The sequence below is a fragment of the Pseudomonas sp. JV414 genome (genome assembly GCF_032424305.1).
Lineage (GTDB): Bacteria > Pseudomonadota > Gammaproteobacteria > Pseudomonadales > Pseudomonadaceae > Aquipseudomonas > Aquipseudomonas lini.
This window is the reverse complement of sequence record NZ_VYKC01000017.1, coordinates 126,743-141,255: the sequence shown is the minus strand read 5'-3', so window position 1 is coordinate 141,255 and position 14,513 is coordinate 126,743. Positions and strand designations below refer to the sequence as shown.

General features: G+C 59.7%; 14 protein-coding genes. 11 read left to right on the top strand and 3 right to left on the bottom strand.

Annotation, left to right across the window (positions count from 1 at the left end):
- Window positions 1-110 precede the first annotated feature (110 nt).
- The 4 genes from F6R97_RS18455 (at window position 111) to F6R97_RS18440 (ending at window position 3,645) form a co-directional block, all read left to right on the top strand.
- Window positions 111-908 carry a hydroxymethylpyrimidine/phosphomethylpyrimidine kinase gene (locus F6R97_RS18455; protein ID WP_008012635.1) on the top strand — a complete coding sequence of 266 codons (798 nt, stop codon included), beginning with the start codon at window positions 111-113 and terminating at the stop codon, window positions 906-908.
- Between the two features lie 32 nt (window positions 909-940).
- Window positions 941-1,564 (top strand): thiamine phosphate synthase, encoded by a 624-nt coding sequence (gene thiE, locus F6R97_RS18450; protein WP_008070084.1) that lies wholly within the window; start codon window positions 941-943, stop codon window positions 1,562-1,564.
- A gap of 18 nt (window positions 1,565-1,582) precedes the next feature.
- Window positions 1,583-2,866, top strand: a complete 1,284-nt coding sequence (gene hemL, locus F6R97_RS18445; protein WP_050681410.1) for a glutamate-1-semialdehyde 2,1-aminomutase — start codon at window positions 1,583-1,585, stop codon at window positions 2,864-2,866.
- Between the two features lie 224 nt (window positions 2,867-3,090).
- On the top strand, window positions 3,091-3,645 hold the full coding sequence (locus tag F6R97_RS18440; RefSeq protein ID WP_008070087.1) for a tetratricopeptide repeat protein: 555 nt from the start codon (window positions 3,091-3,093) through the stop codon (window positions 3,643-3,645).
- 112 nt (window positions 3,646-3,757) lie between these two features.
- Here F6R97_RS18440 and F6R97_RS18435 read toward each other — a convergent pair whose 3' ends face one another.
- On the bottom strand, window positions 3,758-4,087 hold the full coding sequence (locus tag F6R97_RS18435) for a DUF1820 family protein (RefSeq protein WP_007894425.1): 330 nt from the start codon (window positions 4,085-4,087) through the stop codon (window positions 3,758-3,760).
- A gap of 134 nt (window positions 4,088-4,221) precedes the next feature.
- Between F6R97_RS18435 and miaB the strand changes: the two genes are divergently transcribed.
- From miaB to lnt, 5 genes are all read left to right on the top strand, one after another.
- Entirely contained in the window at window positions 4,222-5,550 is a 1,329-nt protein-coding gene (miaB, locus tag F6R97_RS18430) for a tRNA (N6-isopentenyl adenosine(37)-C2)-methylthiotransferase MiaB (protein WP_038983596.1), read from the top strand.
- A gap of 204 nt (window positions 5,551-5,754) precedes the next feature.
- Window positions 5,755-6,771 (top strand): PhoH family protein, encoded by a 1,017-nt coding sequence (locus tag F6R97_RS18425; protein ID WP_038981394.1) that lies wholly within the window; start codon window positions 5,755-5,757, stop codon window positions 6,769-6,771.
- Window positions 6,764-7,258 carry an rRNA maturation RNase YbeY gene (gene ybeY, locus F6R97_RS18420; protein ID WP_038981393.1) on the top strand — a complete coding sequence of 165 codons (495 nt, stop codon included), beginning with the start codon at window positions 6,764-6,766 and terminating at the stop codon, window positions 7,256-7,258. Before F6R97_RS18425 ends, ybeY begins: the two co-directional genes overlap by 8 nt.
- Window positions 7,259-7,263: 5 nt before the next feature.
- Window positions 7,264-8,103 carry an HlyC/CorC family transporter gene (locus F6R97_RS18415; RefSeq protein ID WP_007894419.1) on the top strand — a complete coding sequence of 280 codons (840 nt, stop codon included), beginning with the start codon at window positions 7,264-7,266 and terminating at the stop codon, window positions 8,101-8,103.
- A gap of 14 nt (window positions 8,104-8,117) precedes the next feature.
- Window positions 8,118-9,641, top strand: a complete 1,524-nt coding sequence (lnt, locus tag F6R97_RS18410) for an apolipoprotein N-acyltransferase (RefSeq protein WP_038981392.1) — start codon at window positions 8,118-8,120, stop codon at window positions 9,639-9,641.
- Window positions 9,642-9,741: 100 nt separating this feature from the next.
- Here lnt and F6R97_RS18405 read toward each other — a convergent pair whose 3' ends face one another.
- Entirely contained in the window at window positions 9,742-10,503 is a 762-nt protein-coding gene (locus tag F6R97_RS18405) for a YdcF family protein (RefSeq protein ID WP_038981391.1), read from the bottom strand.
- 106 nt (window positions 10,504-10,609) lie between these two features.
- Window positions 10,610-10,930: a hypothetical protein gene (locus tag F6R97_RS18400; RefSeq protein WP_038981390.1), complete on the bottom strand. Its 321-nt coding sequence runs from the start codon at window positions 10,928-10,930 to the stop codon at window positions 10,610-10,612.
- 280 nt (window positions 10,931-11,210) lie between these two features.
- On the opposite strand from F6R97_RS18400, the gene leuS reads away from it, so the two are divergent.
- Both leuS and lptE read left to right on the top strand, forming a co-directional pair.
- Entirely contained in the window at window positions 11,211-13,817 is a 2,607-nt protein-coding gene (leuS, locus tag F6R97_RS18395) for a leucine--tRNA ligase (protein ID WP_315866900.1), read from the top strand.
- An 89-nt stretch (window positions 13,818-13,906) separates the two neighbouring features.
- Window positions 13,907-14,512 carry an LPS assembly lipoprotein LptE gene (gene lptE / locus F6R97_RS18390; protein WP_048396445.1) on the top strand — a complete coding sequence of 202 codons (606 nt, stop codon included), beginning with the start codon at window positions 13,907-13,909 and terminating at the stop codon, window positions 14,510-14,512.
- The last annotated feature ends 1 nt before the right edge of the window (window position 14,513 follow it).

The window sequence follows — 14,513 nt, the reverse complement described above, 5'->3', positions numbered from 1 at the left end:
CGCGTAGCGATTACTTGTGGCTAGGGGGCAAGCCCCCTCACCACGATGTATCGGCCGCGATGCCTGCCACAACACCCGAAAAAACATGTTTGGTGGTAAGCTCGCGCACCATGAATATCTACAGCTCTCGCCCCGTTGTCCTCTGTCTCTCCGGCCACGACCCTAGTGGTGGCGCCGGCTTGCAGGCAGATATCGAAGCCCTGCTCGCTCAGGGTTGTCATGCGGCTCCGGCCGTCACCGCCCTGACCGTGCAAGACACCGTCAACGTCACTGACTTCCGCGTTCTCGATCGCGAGTGGGTGTTGGCCCAGGCCAACGCCGTGCTCAACGACTCCGAAGTCGCCGCCGTCAAACTGGGCATGCTCGGCTCCCTGGAAATGGTCGACACCGTGGTTGAACTGCTTTCAGCGCACCCGCATTTGCCGGTGGTCTGCGACCCGGTGCTGCGCGCCGGTGGCGGCGGACGACTGGGCAAGGACGAAGTCGGCTACGCCATGCGCGAACGCCTGCTGCCGCTTTCGATCATTGCCACCCCCAACCTTCCCGAAGCCCGCATCCTCGCCGAACTGCCCGAAGGCACCGCGGACGAGTGCGCTGAAAAACTCCTGCCGTTCGTCAAACACCTGCTGATCACCGGCGGTCATGGCGACGAACACGAAATACACAATCGCCTGTACAGCCGCGACGGTCGCCGCGAAACCTTTACCTGCCAGCGCTTGCCCGGCAGCTATCACGGTTCCGGTTGCACGCTGGCCAGCGCCCTTGCCGGTCGCCTGGCCCAGGGCGAACATCTCGCCAGTGCCGTAAAGAGCGCGCTTGACTACACTTGGCGCACCTTGCGTGATGCGGAGCAGCTGGGCAAAGGCCAGTTCGTGCCGCGCCGCTTGCCACTGGACTTCTGTTCGTAACTTTTTATTAGTATTGCGGTGAGGCTTGTCCGATGAAACTACGTGGCCTGTACGCCATTACCGACAGCCAGTTACTGGCCGGGAAATTTCTTTCGTACGTGGAGGCGGCGCTTGAGGGCGGCGTCACCCTGCTGCAATACCGCGACAAGAGCAGCGACGAGGCCCGCCGCCTGCGCGAGGCCGAAGCCCTGCGCGACCTGTGCGAACGCTACAAGACCCACCTGATCATCAACGACGACGCCGAACTGGCTGCGCGCTTGAATGTCGGTGTGCACCTGGGCCAGACCGATGGCCCGCTGATGCCGGTTCGGGCACTGCTCGGTCGTCAGGCAATCATTGGTTCGACCTGCCATGCGCAACTCGAACTCGCCGAACAAGCCGCCAAAGAAGGCGCCAGCTACGTCGCCTTTGGCCGCTTCTTCAATTCCAACACCAAGCCCGGCGCACCGGCCTGCAGCCTCGAACTGCTTGATCAGGCCCGCAGCAAATTGCATCTGCCGATCTGCGCGATCGGCGGCATAACCCTGGATAACGCAGCACCACTGGTGGCCCACGGGGTCGATCTGCTGGCGGTGGTGCATGGTCTGTTTGGCGCCGAGAGCACGGCTGAAGTGACGCGCCGCGCCCGCGCCTTTAATGAATTATTCAAATCCTGATTTTCTGAGAGCCCGATCATGTCTCGTTCCGAAACCCTGTTTGCCAATGCCCAGAAACACATTCCCGGAGGCGTGAACTCGCCTGTTCGCGCGTTCAAGAGCGTTGGCGGCACGCCGTTGTTCTTCAAACACGCCGAAGGCGCCTACGTCACCGACGAAGACGACAAGCGTTATGTGGATTACGTCGGTTCCTGGGGGCCGATGATTCTCGGCCACAGCCATCCGGACGTGCTGGACGCGGTGCGCAAACAGTTGGAACACGGCCTGTCCTACGGCGCCCCGACCGCGATGGAAACCGAAATGGCCGATCTGGTCTGCTCGATCGTGCCGTCGATGGAGATGGTGCGCATGGTCAGCTCCGGCACCGAAGCAACCATGAGTGCTATCCGTCTGGCCCGTGGCTTTACCGGCCGTGACAGCATCATCAAATTCGAAGGTTGCTACCACGGTCACTCCGACAGCCTGCTGGTCAAGGCCGGTTCCGGCGCCTTGACCCAAGGCGTGCCGAGCTCGGCCGGTGTACCGGCGGCGTTCGCCAAACACACCCTGACGCTGCCGTTCAACGACATCGACGCGGTAGAAACCATGCTCGCCGAAGTCGGCCAGGACGTGGCCTGCATCATCGTCGAACCAGTGGCCGGCAACATGAACTGCGTACCACCAGCACCGGGCTTCCTCGAAGGCCTGCGGACCCTGTGCGACAAGCACGGCGTGGTGCTGATTTTCGACGAAGTGATGACCGGTTTCCGCGTCGCCCTCGGTGGTGCCCAAGCCCATTACGGCGTCACGCCGGACCTGAGCACCTTCGGCAAGATCATCGGTGGCGGCATGCCGGTTGGCTGCTTTGGTGGCAAACGCAAGATCATGGAGCAGATCGCACCACTGGGGCCGGTCTACCAGGCCGGCACGTTGTCGGGTAATCCGCTGGCGATGGCGGCTGGCCTGACCACTCTGCGCCTGATCAGTCGTCCTGGTTTCCACGCCGAGTTGAGCGACTACACCAGCCGCCTGCTCGATGGCCTGCAACAGCGCGCCGATGCCGCCGGCATTCCGTTCGTGACCACTCAGGCGGGCGGCATGTTCGGTCTGTACTTCAGCGGCGCCGACGACATTGTGACCTTCGATGATGTGATGGCCAGTGATGCCGGCCTGTTCGGGCGTTTCTTCCACCTGATGCTCGAAGGTGGGGTGTACCTGGCGCCAAGCGCCTTCGAAGCCGGCTTCACCTCGATCGCCCACGGCGAAACAGAGTTGAAACTGACGCTGGACGCCGCCGAGCGTGCATTCGCCGCACTGAAATAAAGCAGCGACGCTGACGTTGGCTATTGCCAGCGTCAGCTTTCACCTACATTCGCGTCCTTTTTCTTACTCATCTGCCAATAATTCCCCGCAAATTGGGCGATATATTCCCCGCGCAGCAGAAAAACGAGTAAAGACTTTGTAAGGTTGGCCCCGCTTATTTCATAATGCGCGCTTATTGGATCCCTCGATGGGTCCACGCGCCCCTCAGAGGTAAGTCGATTCCCATGAACCGCACCGGCCGCACCCTTGCATTGGGCTGCCTGTTGCTCCTTCAGCCCCTGCTCGCGCTCGCACAAGCAGGCGGCAACTCGTTGTTGATCCCGGCGATGGGTCGCTGCACCCTCAATACTCAGCCGCAAGACCTGACACAAGCGCTCGCCGCCTGTCAGAAAGCGTCGGATGAAGGGGATGCGCAAGCGCAATACGAGTTGGGTGAGTTCTACTACGACGGCAAAAACGCGCCGCGCGACCTCAATCAAGCCCTGAGCTACTTCGAAAAGGCCTCGCTGCAAGGCCACGCCCAGGCGCAATTCAAACTCGGCACCATGTTCTTCCACGGCGAAGGCGTACCGGCCAATAACGTTCAGGCGTATATCGTGCTGAAAATGGCCGCGGTCAACGGTGCCGAAGAGGCACTGGACACCGCCGACGAAGTCGCCGAGAAAATGCCCCGCGAAGATCTGGAAGTCGCGACCCAGGTGCTGGGGCAAATTTTCCGTAAATACCTGATGGAATTGCAAAGCGCCGATGGGCGTACGCCGTTTTCGCCACTGCCTTAAATTCTGCGTTGGTCTTTCTGGCCTCTTCGCGGGCAAGCCTCGCTCCTACAAGGGCAGCGCTGGCCTGTAGGAGCGAGGCTTGCCCGCGAAGGGAGCCACCCGGTCTCGAAGACTACTTCTCAGGCATCGGCATCGGAAACGGCATGACATTGCCGACCGCGCCACGGGCTTCGCTGATTTTCGGGGTGCCGAGGCGCTCGACCTCGTCGATGCGCACAATCGAATGCATCGGCACAAAACTGCGCACAACGCCTTCGAACTGAGCCTTGAGCTTCTCTTCGCTCGGATCGACGACCACTTGCGTGCGCTCGCCAAAGACGAACTCTTCCACTTCCAGGAAGCCCCACAGATCACTTTGATAGATCTGCTTGGCATACATTTCGTACACCTGGCCTTGGTTGAGGAAAATCACCTTGTAGATTGGAGCTTCACGTTTGGTCATGGTGGGCGGGTAACACATCGGGGATAAAAATGAGGGCGCGAACTATAGCATAGCCGCCGGACGCGCAACGGTAGGAACCTTGGTGCATGTTCCCTATAATGCGCGGTTCTTTGAATCACGTGATGACTCTGTCCATGGCCAAGAAGCTTTACATCGAAACCCACGGTTGCCAGATGAACGAGTACGACAGCTCGCGCATGGTCGATCTGCTGGGTGAACATCAGGCCCTGGAAGTCACCGCTCGCGCAGAAGACGCCGACGTGATCCTGCTCAACACGTGCTCGATCCGCGAACGCGCCCAGGACCGGGTGTATTCCCAGCTGGGCCGCTGGCGCGAATTGAAGCTGGCTAATCCTGACATGGTCATCGCCGTCGGCGGTTGCGTGGCCAGCCAGGAAGGCGCGGCCATCCGTGATCGCGCTCCGTACGTGGACGTGGTATTCGGCCCGCAGACCCTGCACCGCCTGCCGGAAATGATCGACGCAGCGCGCCTGACCAAACTGCCGCAAGTCGACGTCTCGTTCCCGGAAATCGAAAAATTCGACCACTTGCCCGAGCCACGCATCGACGGGCCGAGCGCTTACGTGTCGGTCATGGAAGGCTGCAGCAAGTACTGCACCTTCTGCGTAGTGCCATATACGCGCGGTGAAGAAGTCAGCCGACCGTTCGACGACGTGATTGCCGAGATCATTCACCTGGCCGAAAACGGCGTGCGCGAAGTGACCTTGCTGGGGCAGAACGTCAACGGTTATCGCGGGACTACCCACGATGGTCGGCTGGCCGATCTGGCGGAATTGATCCGCGTAGTGGCCGCTGTCGATGGCATCGATCGCATTCGCTACACCACCTCGCACCCGCTGGAATTCTCCGACAGCCTGATCCAGGCCCACGCCGACGTGCCGGAGCTGGTGAAACACCTGCATTTGCCGGTGCAATCGGGTTCCGACCGGATCCTCGCGGCGATGAAACGCAACCACACCGCGCTGGAGTACAAATCCAAACTGCGCAAGTTGCGGGCCGCCGTGCCGGGGATCTGCATCAGTTCTGACTTTATCGTCGGTTTCCCGGGTGAGACCGAGAAAGACTTCGAACAAACCATGAAGCTGATCGAAGACGTCGGTTTCGACTTTTCCTACTCGTTCGTCTATAGCCAGCGCCCGGGCACGCCGGCCGCCGATCTGGCCGACGAAACGCCGGAGGAACTGAAAAAAGAACGCCTGAACGCCCTGCAACATCGCCTGAACCAGCAAGGTTTCGAGATCAGCCGACAAATGGTGGGCTCCATTCAGCGGATTCTGGTAACCGATTATTCGAAAAAAGACCCCGGCGAACTGCAAGGCCGGACCGAGAATAACCGTATCGTCAACTTCCGCTGCGACAATCCGACCCTGATCGGCCAGTTCGCCGACGTGCATATCGATGCCGCGCAACCGCACTCGCTGCGGGGCTCGCTGATCCAATAACACCGCAAAACCTGTAGGAGCGAGGCTTGCCCGCGAAGGCAGACTGACATTCAACATATGAGTCGTCTGTAATGCCGCCTTCGCGAGCAAGCTTCGCTCCTACGGGACGGTGTTCAACATTGGTCCGTATAAGAGCTTTCGTACCCAGGCGACTGGCGCTATCCTTTATTCATCATAATTGCCCCAGGGCGGCTAAATACGACCTTGAACGCACCCATAGAACCACATCGTTTCATCCTCGAGCCTTTTGAAGCTCGCCGCTTCGCCAATCTGTGCGGGCAATTCGACGAGCATCTGCGCTTGATCGAACAGCGCCTCGCGATCGAGATCCGCAACCGTGGAAACCAGTTCGAACTGATCGGCGAGCCCAAGCACACCACCTCCGCGGAAAACCTGCTGCGCCGCTTGTACCGGGAAACCAAAGGTACCGAACTGTCGCCAGACATGGTTCACCTGTTCCTGCAGGAATCGGCCGTCGAGGAATTGGACAACCACTCCCCCGCCGAACCGTCCGTCGCCTTGCGCACCAAGAAAGGCATGATTCGCCCTCGCGGCTTGAATCAGCTGCGCTACGTGAAGGAAATCCTTGGTAACGATATCAACTTCGGCATCGGCCCGGCCGGTACCGGCAAGACCTATCTGGCCGTTGCCTGCGCGGTAGACGCGCTGGAACGCGAGCAGATCCGCCGCATTCTGCTGGTACGTCCGGCGGTTGAAGCGGGCGAAAAGCTCGGCTTCCTGCCCGGCGACCTGTCCCAGAAAATCGACCCGTACCTGCGCCCGCTCTATGACGCGCTCTACGAAATGCTCGGTTTCGAATACGTCGCCAAGCTGATCGAGCGTCAAGTTATCGAAGTTGCGCCGCTGGCCTACATGCGCGGTCGTACGCTGAACAATAGCTTCATCATCCTCGACGAAAGCCAGAACACCACCGTTGAGCAGATGAAAATGTTCCTGACCCGGATCGGCTTTGGCTCCACTGCGGTCATCACCGGTGACATCACCCAGGTCGACCTGCCGAAAGGCACCAAGTCCGGGCTGCATCATGTGATCGAGGTGCTGAAAGACGTACCGGGTATCAGCTTCACCCATTTCATGCCCAAGGACGTGGTGCGCCATCCGCTGGTGCAGCGCATCGTCGAAGCCTATGAGCGCTTCGAAAATCGCGCGGCCGACGAACCGGCGAAGTTATCTTCCAAGGACACTCGCCCCGATGCTTGAGCTTGATCTGCAACTGGCTACCGAAGCGTCTGCCCCAAGCGAAGCCGAATTCCGTCAATGGTGCGAACTGGCCCTGCGCCAGCGTACTGCCGACTCCGAAATGACCATCCGTTTGGTCGACGAAGAGGAAGCCCGCGAACTGAACTTCACCTGGCGGCAGAAAGACTATGCCACCAACGTTTTGTCATTCCCGGCCGATGTCCCGGATGAGTTTCTCGACATTCCCCTGCTCGGCGATCTGGTGATCTGCGTAGCAGTGGTCGAGCGCGAAGCGGCGGAACAAGGCAAGGAATTAAAGGCCCACTGGGCGCATCTGGTCATTCACGGCTGCTTGCATCTGCTTGGTTACGACCATATAGATGATGACGAAGCCGAAGAAATGGAAGCACTGGAACGAACGTTGCTTGCAGAGTTGGGTCACCCTGACCCTTATGCGGACGACGAAACCGATACATCCCCTACCGTAACAACAAAGGATTCAGAGTAATCGCTATGAGCGAAGATCGATCGAGCAACGGGCAGAAGTCATGGCTGGGTAAGCTCACCCAGGCTTTTGCCCACGAGCCGAAGAACCGCCAGGAGCTGCTGGAGCTGCTGCGCGATGCACATCAAAACAAGTTGCTGGACAGCGAAGCGCTGGCCATCGTCGAAGGCGCCATCCAGGTTGCTGACCTGCAAGTACGGGACATCATGGTCCCGCGCTCGCAGATGATCAGCATCAAGGCGACCCAGACACCCCGCGAGTTCCTGCCGGCCGTGGTCGACTCGGCCCACTCCCGCTACCCGGTGATCGGTGAAAGCCACGATGACGTGATGGGCGTGTTGCTGGCCAAGGACTTGCTGCCGTTGATCCTCAAGGAGAACGGCGACAGCTTCAACATCAAGGACCTGCTGCGCCCGGCCACGTTCGTGCCCGAGTCCAAGCGCCTGAATGTGCTGCTGCGCGAGTTTCGCGCCAACCATAACCACATGGCCATCGTCATTGACGAATACGGCGGCGTGGCCGGTCTGGTGACCATCGAAGACGTGCTGGAACAGATCGTCGGCGACATCGAAGACGAGCACGACGTCGAAGAAGACAGCTACATCAAGCCGCTGCCCAGCGGTGACTTCCTGATCAAGGCCCTGACGCCGATCGATAACTTCAACGAGTTCTTCGACAGCGAATTCTCCGACGATGAGTTCGACACCGTCGGCGGTTTGGTGATGAGCGCGTTCGGGCACTTGCCAAAACGCAATGAAATCACTGAAATCGGCGCCTATCGCTTCCGCATCCTGAACGCCGACAGCCGTCGGATTCATTTGCTGCGTTTGACACCTATCGCCCGGTAATTCTAAGGACTGAAATGCTCCGTATCACCCGCCCCGGCTGGCCCGGTAACCTGCTGGCCGTGGCGGCCGGTGCACTCACCACCCTGGCCCTGGCGCCATTCGATATCTGGCCGCTGGCATTGCTGGCGGTCGGTTTCTTTTATGCCGGTTTGCGTGAACTGAACCCCCGTCAGGCCCTGGGCCGTGGCTGGTGTTTCGGTTTTGGCTTGTTTGCCGCAGGCACCAGCTGGATCTACTACAGCATTCACAACTTTGGCGGCGCCTCTGTGTTGCTGGCCGGGTTCTTGATGCTGCTCTTCACCGCGGCGATTGCCTGGTTCTTCGCCCTGCCCGCCTGGATTTGGGCGCGCTGGCTGCGCCGTAATGAAGCGCCGCTGGCCGATGCCTTGGCATTTGCGGCGTTGTGGGTGGGTCAGGAAGCCTTTCGCGGCTGGTTCCTTACCGGTTTCCCATGGCTCTATTCGGGCTATAGCCAACTCGATGGCCCACTGGTCGGGCTCGCGCCGGTCGGCGGAATGTGGCTGATTTCCTTCACCCTGGCCCTGACGGCTGCGCTGATCTACAACGCTATGCGACTGGTGCGCACTGGCCGTAAAGGCTTCATCGCCGCGGGCGTGTTGCTGCTGGCCGGCCCTTGGGTGGCTGGCATGGCGCTTAAGGAGCATGCCTGGACCAGCCCTTCGGGCGCGCCGCTGAGCGTCGCGGCGATTCAAGGCAACATCGAACAAAGCATGAAGTGGGATCCGTCGCAGCTCAATGCGCAACTGGCGCTGTACCGCGACATGAGTTTCAGCTCCAAACGCGTCGACCTGCTGATCTGGCCGGAAACGGCGGTCCCGGTGCTCAAGGAGTCCGCCGAGGGCTACCTGAACATGATGGGAAGCTTCGCCGCCGAGCGTAAATCCGCGCTGATTACCGGCGTGCCGATTCGCCAGGAAGTCCATCACGAGAAGCGCTTCTTCAACGGTATTACCGTTGTTGGTGAAGGCGATGGCACTTACCTGAAGCAGAAACTGGTGCCGTTCGGCGAATACGTTCCATTGCAGGAAGTCTTGCGCGGCCTGATCGCTTTCTTCGACCTGCCGATGTCCGACTTTGCCCGTGGCCCGGCCGATCAAGCGCTGCTGCAGGCCAAGGGTTATCAGATTGCGCCATTCATCTGCTACGAAGTGGTCTACCCGGAATTCGCCGCGAGCCTCGCTGCCCGTAGCGATTTGCTGCTGACCATCAGCAACGACACTTGGTTCGGTACTTCGATCGGCCCGCTGCAACATTTGCAGATGGCACAGATGCGCGCACTTGAGGCTGGTCGCTGGATGATCCGCGCCACCAATAACGGCGTGACCGGCCTGATCAACCCGTTTGGCCAGATCACTGCACAGATCCCGCAGTTCGAACAAGGCATCCTGTATGGCGAAGTGGTGCCGATGCACAACCTGACGCCGTACCTGGAATGGCGTTCGTGGCCGTTGATCATTGTTTGCGTGTTGTTGTTTGGCTGGGCGTTAGTGGCCAACCGGATGGCGAAAACCGTTTGAGTATCGCGCCGCCTGCAAAAAGATCGCAGCCTTCGGCAGCTCCTACATGGGAATGTGTACACCCTGTAGGAGCTGCCGAAGGCTGCGATCTTTTGCTTTTTCAGCGATAAAACAACGAATACCCGATCTGCCCCACCGCCTCATTCATCAACTGCCCGCTCTGCCAGATCGATTTGAATTCCGGCATCCAGCCGCCCAGCGGCCGGGCATTGTCCACGCCCAGAAACCCCACTGGTGCGGGCACAACCTCAAATCCTGCCTGCTGAAAACTCCAGACTGCCCGCGGCATGTGCCAGGCCTGAGTCACGACCACCACCCGCTTGATCCCTTCCGGCAACAACACTTGGGCGCTGAGTTGCGCATTTTCCCAGGTCGTGCGGCTGCGCCCTTCCTGCCAGCGCACCGTCACGCCGAAATCATCGAGCAACGAGTCCGCCATCAGCTTCGCTTCGGTCGGTGGCGTGCCGTAATGCAGCCCGCCACTGGTCAGAATCGGCAAACCGGACGCCTTGGCCAGGCGCGCGGCATAACGCTCGCGCCCCAGGCCTACGCCGGTCGGCTGGTCGGCGCCCCAAGCCGGGTCGCCACGCTCACGCCCTGAACCCAGTACCACGATCGCATCGGCGCGCCGCCCCAAGGTTGCCCATTCCTCGCGCGCCAGCGGCGGCTCGCGCTCCAAGGCCTTGGCACTCCACTCCACCACCACCGGCAGGCTCATCAGCCAGAAGCCGCCCACGCCCAGGATGAAACACAACCCCGCCAGCCTCGGTCTTGAGCGGCGCCACCACCAGGCAAGTACCAGCAACAGTAATAAAATGCCGGGGGGCAGTAGAAGTTGTTTAATGAAATAACGAAAAGGCATCGGGCATCTCCATAGATGCCCGAAGCCTAGGTGGGTTGACGCAATGCGACAACAAATGTGGAAGGACTTTGCTTCAAAAAACCATATTCCATGGCTTCAAGTGCCCTTACTTGAATTGCAAAGACCGGACCTTTACCGCGCCTTTGCCAGGTGCCTTATCCTTGAGCCAGATGATCTTGGCCGAACGTGGTGCCTCGAGTTGCTTCATTGCTGCTGACAAGCATCCGTGCGTTTCACGCTCACTACGATCCAGATAGGCCTTGACCAGTTCAAACTCTGCGGGACTCAAACCACGCAGCTCCAGCTCCAGGGGACGCTCATCGCGAAGCCGACCGCCGGTTTTGGCCACATCCAGGGCCATTGCGAGACGGTCTATCAGTCTTTCGTACAGCTCCGGTTTTGTAGCTTTTTGCTGTGACTCAACCATCCATCACCTCATTGAAGATAAGACTCACTCCCCTTTTAGAGCTTAGCCTCGCTGAAAAAACCGGCTGAGTGCCGCGACCAACGGCCCTCGGAGCGGGTATTGGCCACGTCCTTGCGTGTAATCAGGGTTTCCCTCGGTAGAGTGCGGTCATGTATGCTACGGCGCTTCCTGTAACTCCACTTCCAGCTCGCCTGGGCACCGAAACGTCGATTTGGCGTTATCACCGCCCAGCGTTGCATTGAAGAGGATTAGGCCACCCCTATTCAGTTCAAAAGTAGCCATGCACGAACAATATCAGCCCCGTGAAATCGAAGCCGCCGCCCAGTCGTTCTGGGACGAGCAAAAGTCCTTTGAAGTCAGTGAACAGCCAGGCAAGGAGACGTTCTACTGCCTGTCGATGTTCCCTTACCCCAGCGGCAAGCTACACATGGGGCACGTGCGCAACTACACCATCGGCGACGTGATCTCCCGCTATCAGCGCATGCAAGGCAAGAACGTCCTGCAACCCATGGGTTGGGACGCCTTCGGCATGCCGGCAGAAAACGCCGCGATGAAGAACAACGTAGCGCCCGCCAAGTGGACCTACGAAAACATCGCCTACATGAAAAACCAGCTGCGCAGCCTGGGCCTGGCGGTGGACTGGTCGCGTGAAGTGACCACCTGCAAGCCCGATTACTACCGCTGGGAACAATGGCTGTTCACTCGCCTGTTCGAAAAAGGCGTGATTTACAAGAAAAGCGGCACCGTGAACTGGGACCCGGTCGACCAGACCGTTCTGGCCAACGAGCAAGTGATCGACGGTCGCGGCTGGCGTTCCGGCGCGCTGATCGAAAAGCGCGAAATCCCGATGTACTACTTCAAGATCACCGCCTACGCGGATGAGCTGCTGGAAAGCCTCGACGAACTGACAGGCTGGCCTGAGCAGGTCAAGACCATGCAGCGCAACTGGATCGGCAAATCCCGCGGCATGGAAGTGCAGTTCCCGTACGACGTCGCTTCCATCGGCGAAACCGGCGCGCTGAAAGTATTCACCACCCGTCCAGACACCCTGATGGGCGCGACCTACGTTGCCGTGGCCGCCGAACACCATTTGGCTGCCCTGGCCGCACAGAACAACCCTGAGCTGCAAACGTTCATCGCTGAATGCAAGGGCGGCAGCGTCGCCGAAGCCGACGTCGCCACTCAAGAGAAAAAAGGTCTGCCAACCTCGCTGTTCGTCGAGCATCCGCTGACCGGTGAGAAACTCCCGGTATGGGTCGCCAACTACGTACTGATGCATTACGGCGATGGCGCGGTAATGGCTGTACCGGCTCACGACGAACGTGATTTCGAGTTCGCCACCAAGTACAACCTGCCGATCAAATCCGTGGTGCGCACCAGCTCCGGCGAGACCAACCCGGCCCCGTGGCAAGACGCCTACGGCGAGCATGGCACGCTGATCAACTCCGGTGAATTCGACGGTCTGGACTTCGCCGGCGCGTTCGACGCCATCGAAGTTGCGCTGATCAAGAAGAGCCTTGGCGCCTCGCGCACCCAGTTCCGTCTGCGCGACTGGGGCATCAGCCGCCAGCGCTACTGGGGCTGCCCGATCCCGATCATTCACTGCACCACCTGCGGTGATGTGCCGGTGCCGGAAGATCAACTGCCAGTCGTGCTGCCGGAAGACGTCGTACCGGACGGCGCCGGTTCACCACTGGCGCGCATGCCCGAGTTCTACGAGTGCAGCTGCCCGAAATGTGGTCAGCCTGCCAAGCGTGAAACCGACACCATGGACACCTTCGTCGAGTCCTCTTGGTACTATGCCCGCTACGCCTCGCCACACTATGAAGGCGGCCTGGTGGAAAAAGCGGCGGCCGACCATTGGTTGCCGGTGGATCAGTACATCGGCGGTATCGAGCACGCGATTCTTCACCTGCTTTATGCGCGTTTCTTCCACAAGCTGATGCGCGACGAAGGCCTGGTGAGTTCCAACGAGCCGTTCAAGAACCTGCTGACCCAGGGCATGGTAATCGCCGAGACTTACTATCGTCGCGAAGCCAATGGTGCTTACACCTGGTTCAACCCGGCGGACGTGGAGCTTGAGCGTGACAGCAAGGCCAAGGTTATTAGCGCCAAGCTGATCGCAGACGGCCTGCCGGTGGAAATCGGTGGCACCGAGAAGATGGCCAAGTCAAAAAACAACGGCGTCGACCCACAGTCGATGATTGACCAGTTTGGCGCAGACACCTGCCGCCTGTTCATGATGTTCGCCTCGCCACCAGACATGAGCGCGGAATGGTCCGACTCCGGCGTAGAGGGCTCGCACCGCTTCCTCAAACGCGTCTGGCGTCTGGCTCAAGCGCACGTCACTCAGGGCCTGCCGGGCAAACTGGACGTCGCCAGCCTCAATGACGAGCAGAAAGCCATTCGCCGTTCGATCCACCAGGCCATCAAGCAGGCCAGCCACGACGTCGGCCAGAACCACAAATTCAACACCGCCATCGCCCAAGTGATGACGCTGATGAACGTGCTGGAAAAAGCCGCGCAAGGCACCGAACAGGATCGCGCACTGATTCACGAAGGTCTGGAAACCGTAGTCCTGCTGCTGGCGCCGATCACCCCGCACATCAGCCACGAACTGTGGCATCGACTGGGCCATGCTGACCCGGTAATCGATGCCGGTTGGCCAGTACTGGATGAAAACGCCCTGGTGCAGGACAGCCTGCAGCTTGTCATTCAAGTGAATGGCAAATTGCGCGGCCACATCGAAATGCCGGCCAGCGCCAGCCGCGAAGAAGTCGAAGCTGCCGCACGGGCCAACGAAAACGTCCTGCGCTTCGTCGATGGCCTGACTATTCGCAAAGTGATCGTAGTGCCCGGGAAACTGGTCAATATCGTCGCCAGCTAAATTGGATCGGGCGCCAGGTCATGCCTGGCGCCGAGTAAAACCTTTCGGGCCGCTTGACCGGCCCACATGGTTTCAAGGGGAGCAACAAGATGATCAAACGCAATTTGCTGGTGATGGGCCTTGCAGTCCTGCTGAGCGCCTGCGGTTTCCAGCTGCGCGGCACCGGCACCACTGAACTGGCGATCAAGGAACTCGATCTGAGTGCCCGCAATGCCTACGGCGAAACCGTGACGCAACTGCGTCAGGTGCTGGAAAGCAGTGGTGTCAAGGTTTACAGCGGCGCGCCTTACAAGCTGTTTCTGGCCGATGAGCAGGAAAGCCAGCGCATCCTCAGTTACGCGGGCGCCGGTCGTACTGGCGAGTACCAGATGAGCACGGTGCTGAGCTACGACATCCGGGGTCAAGGCAACCTGCAACTGCTGAGCGACAAGCTCGAAGTACAGAAAGTCTTCATCCATGACGGCAACAACCTGGTGGGTTCTGACCAGGAAGCCAACGATGCCCGCAAGGAAATGCGTCGTGAACTGGTTCAACGCATGATGCTGCGCCTGCAACAGCTGACCCCGACTCAGCTGGAACATCTGCAACAGACCGCAGACGCCAGGGCCAAGGCTGAAGCCGACGCACTGGAAGCGGCGCAGAAGGCTGAAGCGGAAACTCCGCGTCAGTCGCCTGTCGAACTGCCGCAGCAATAAG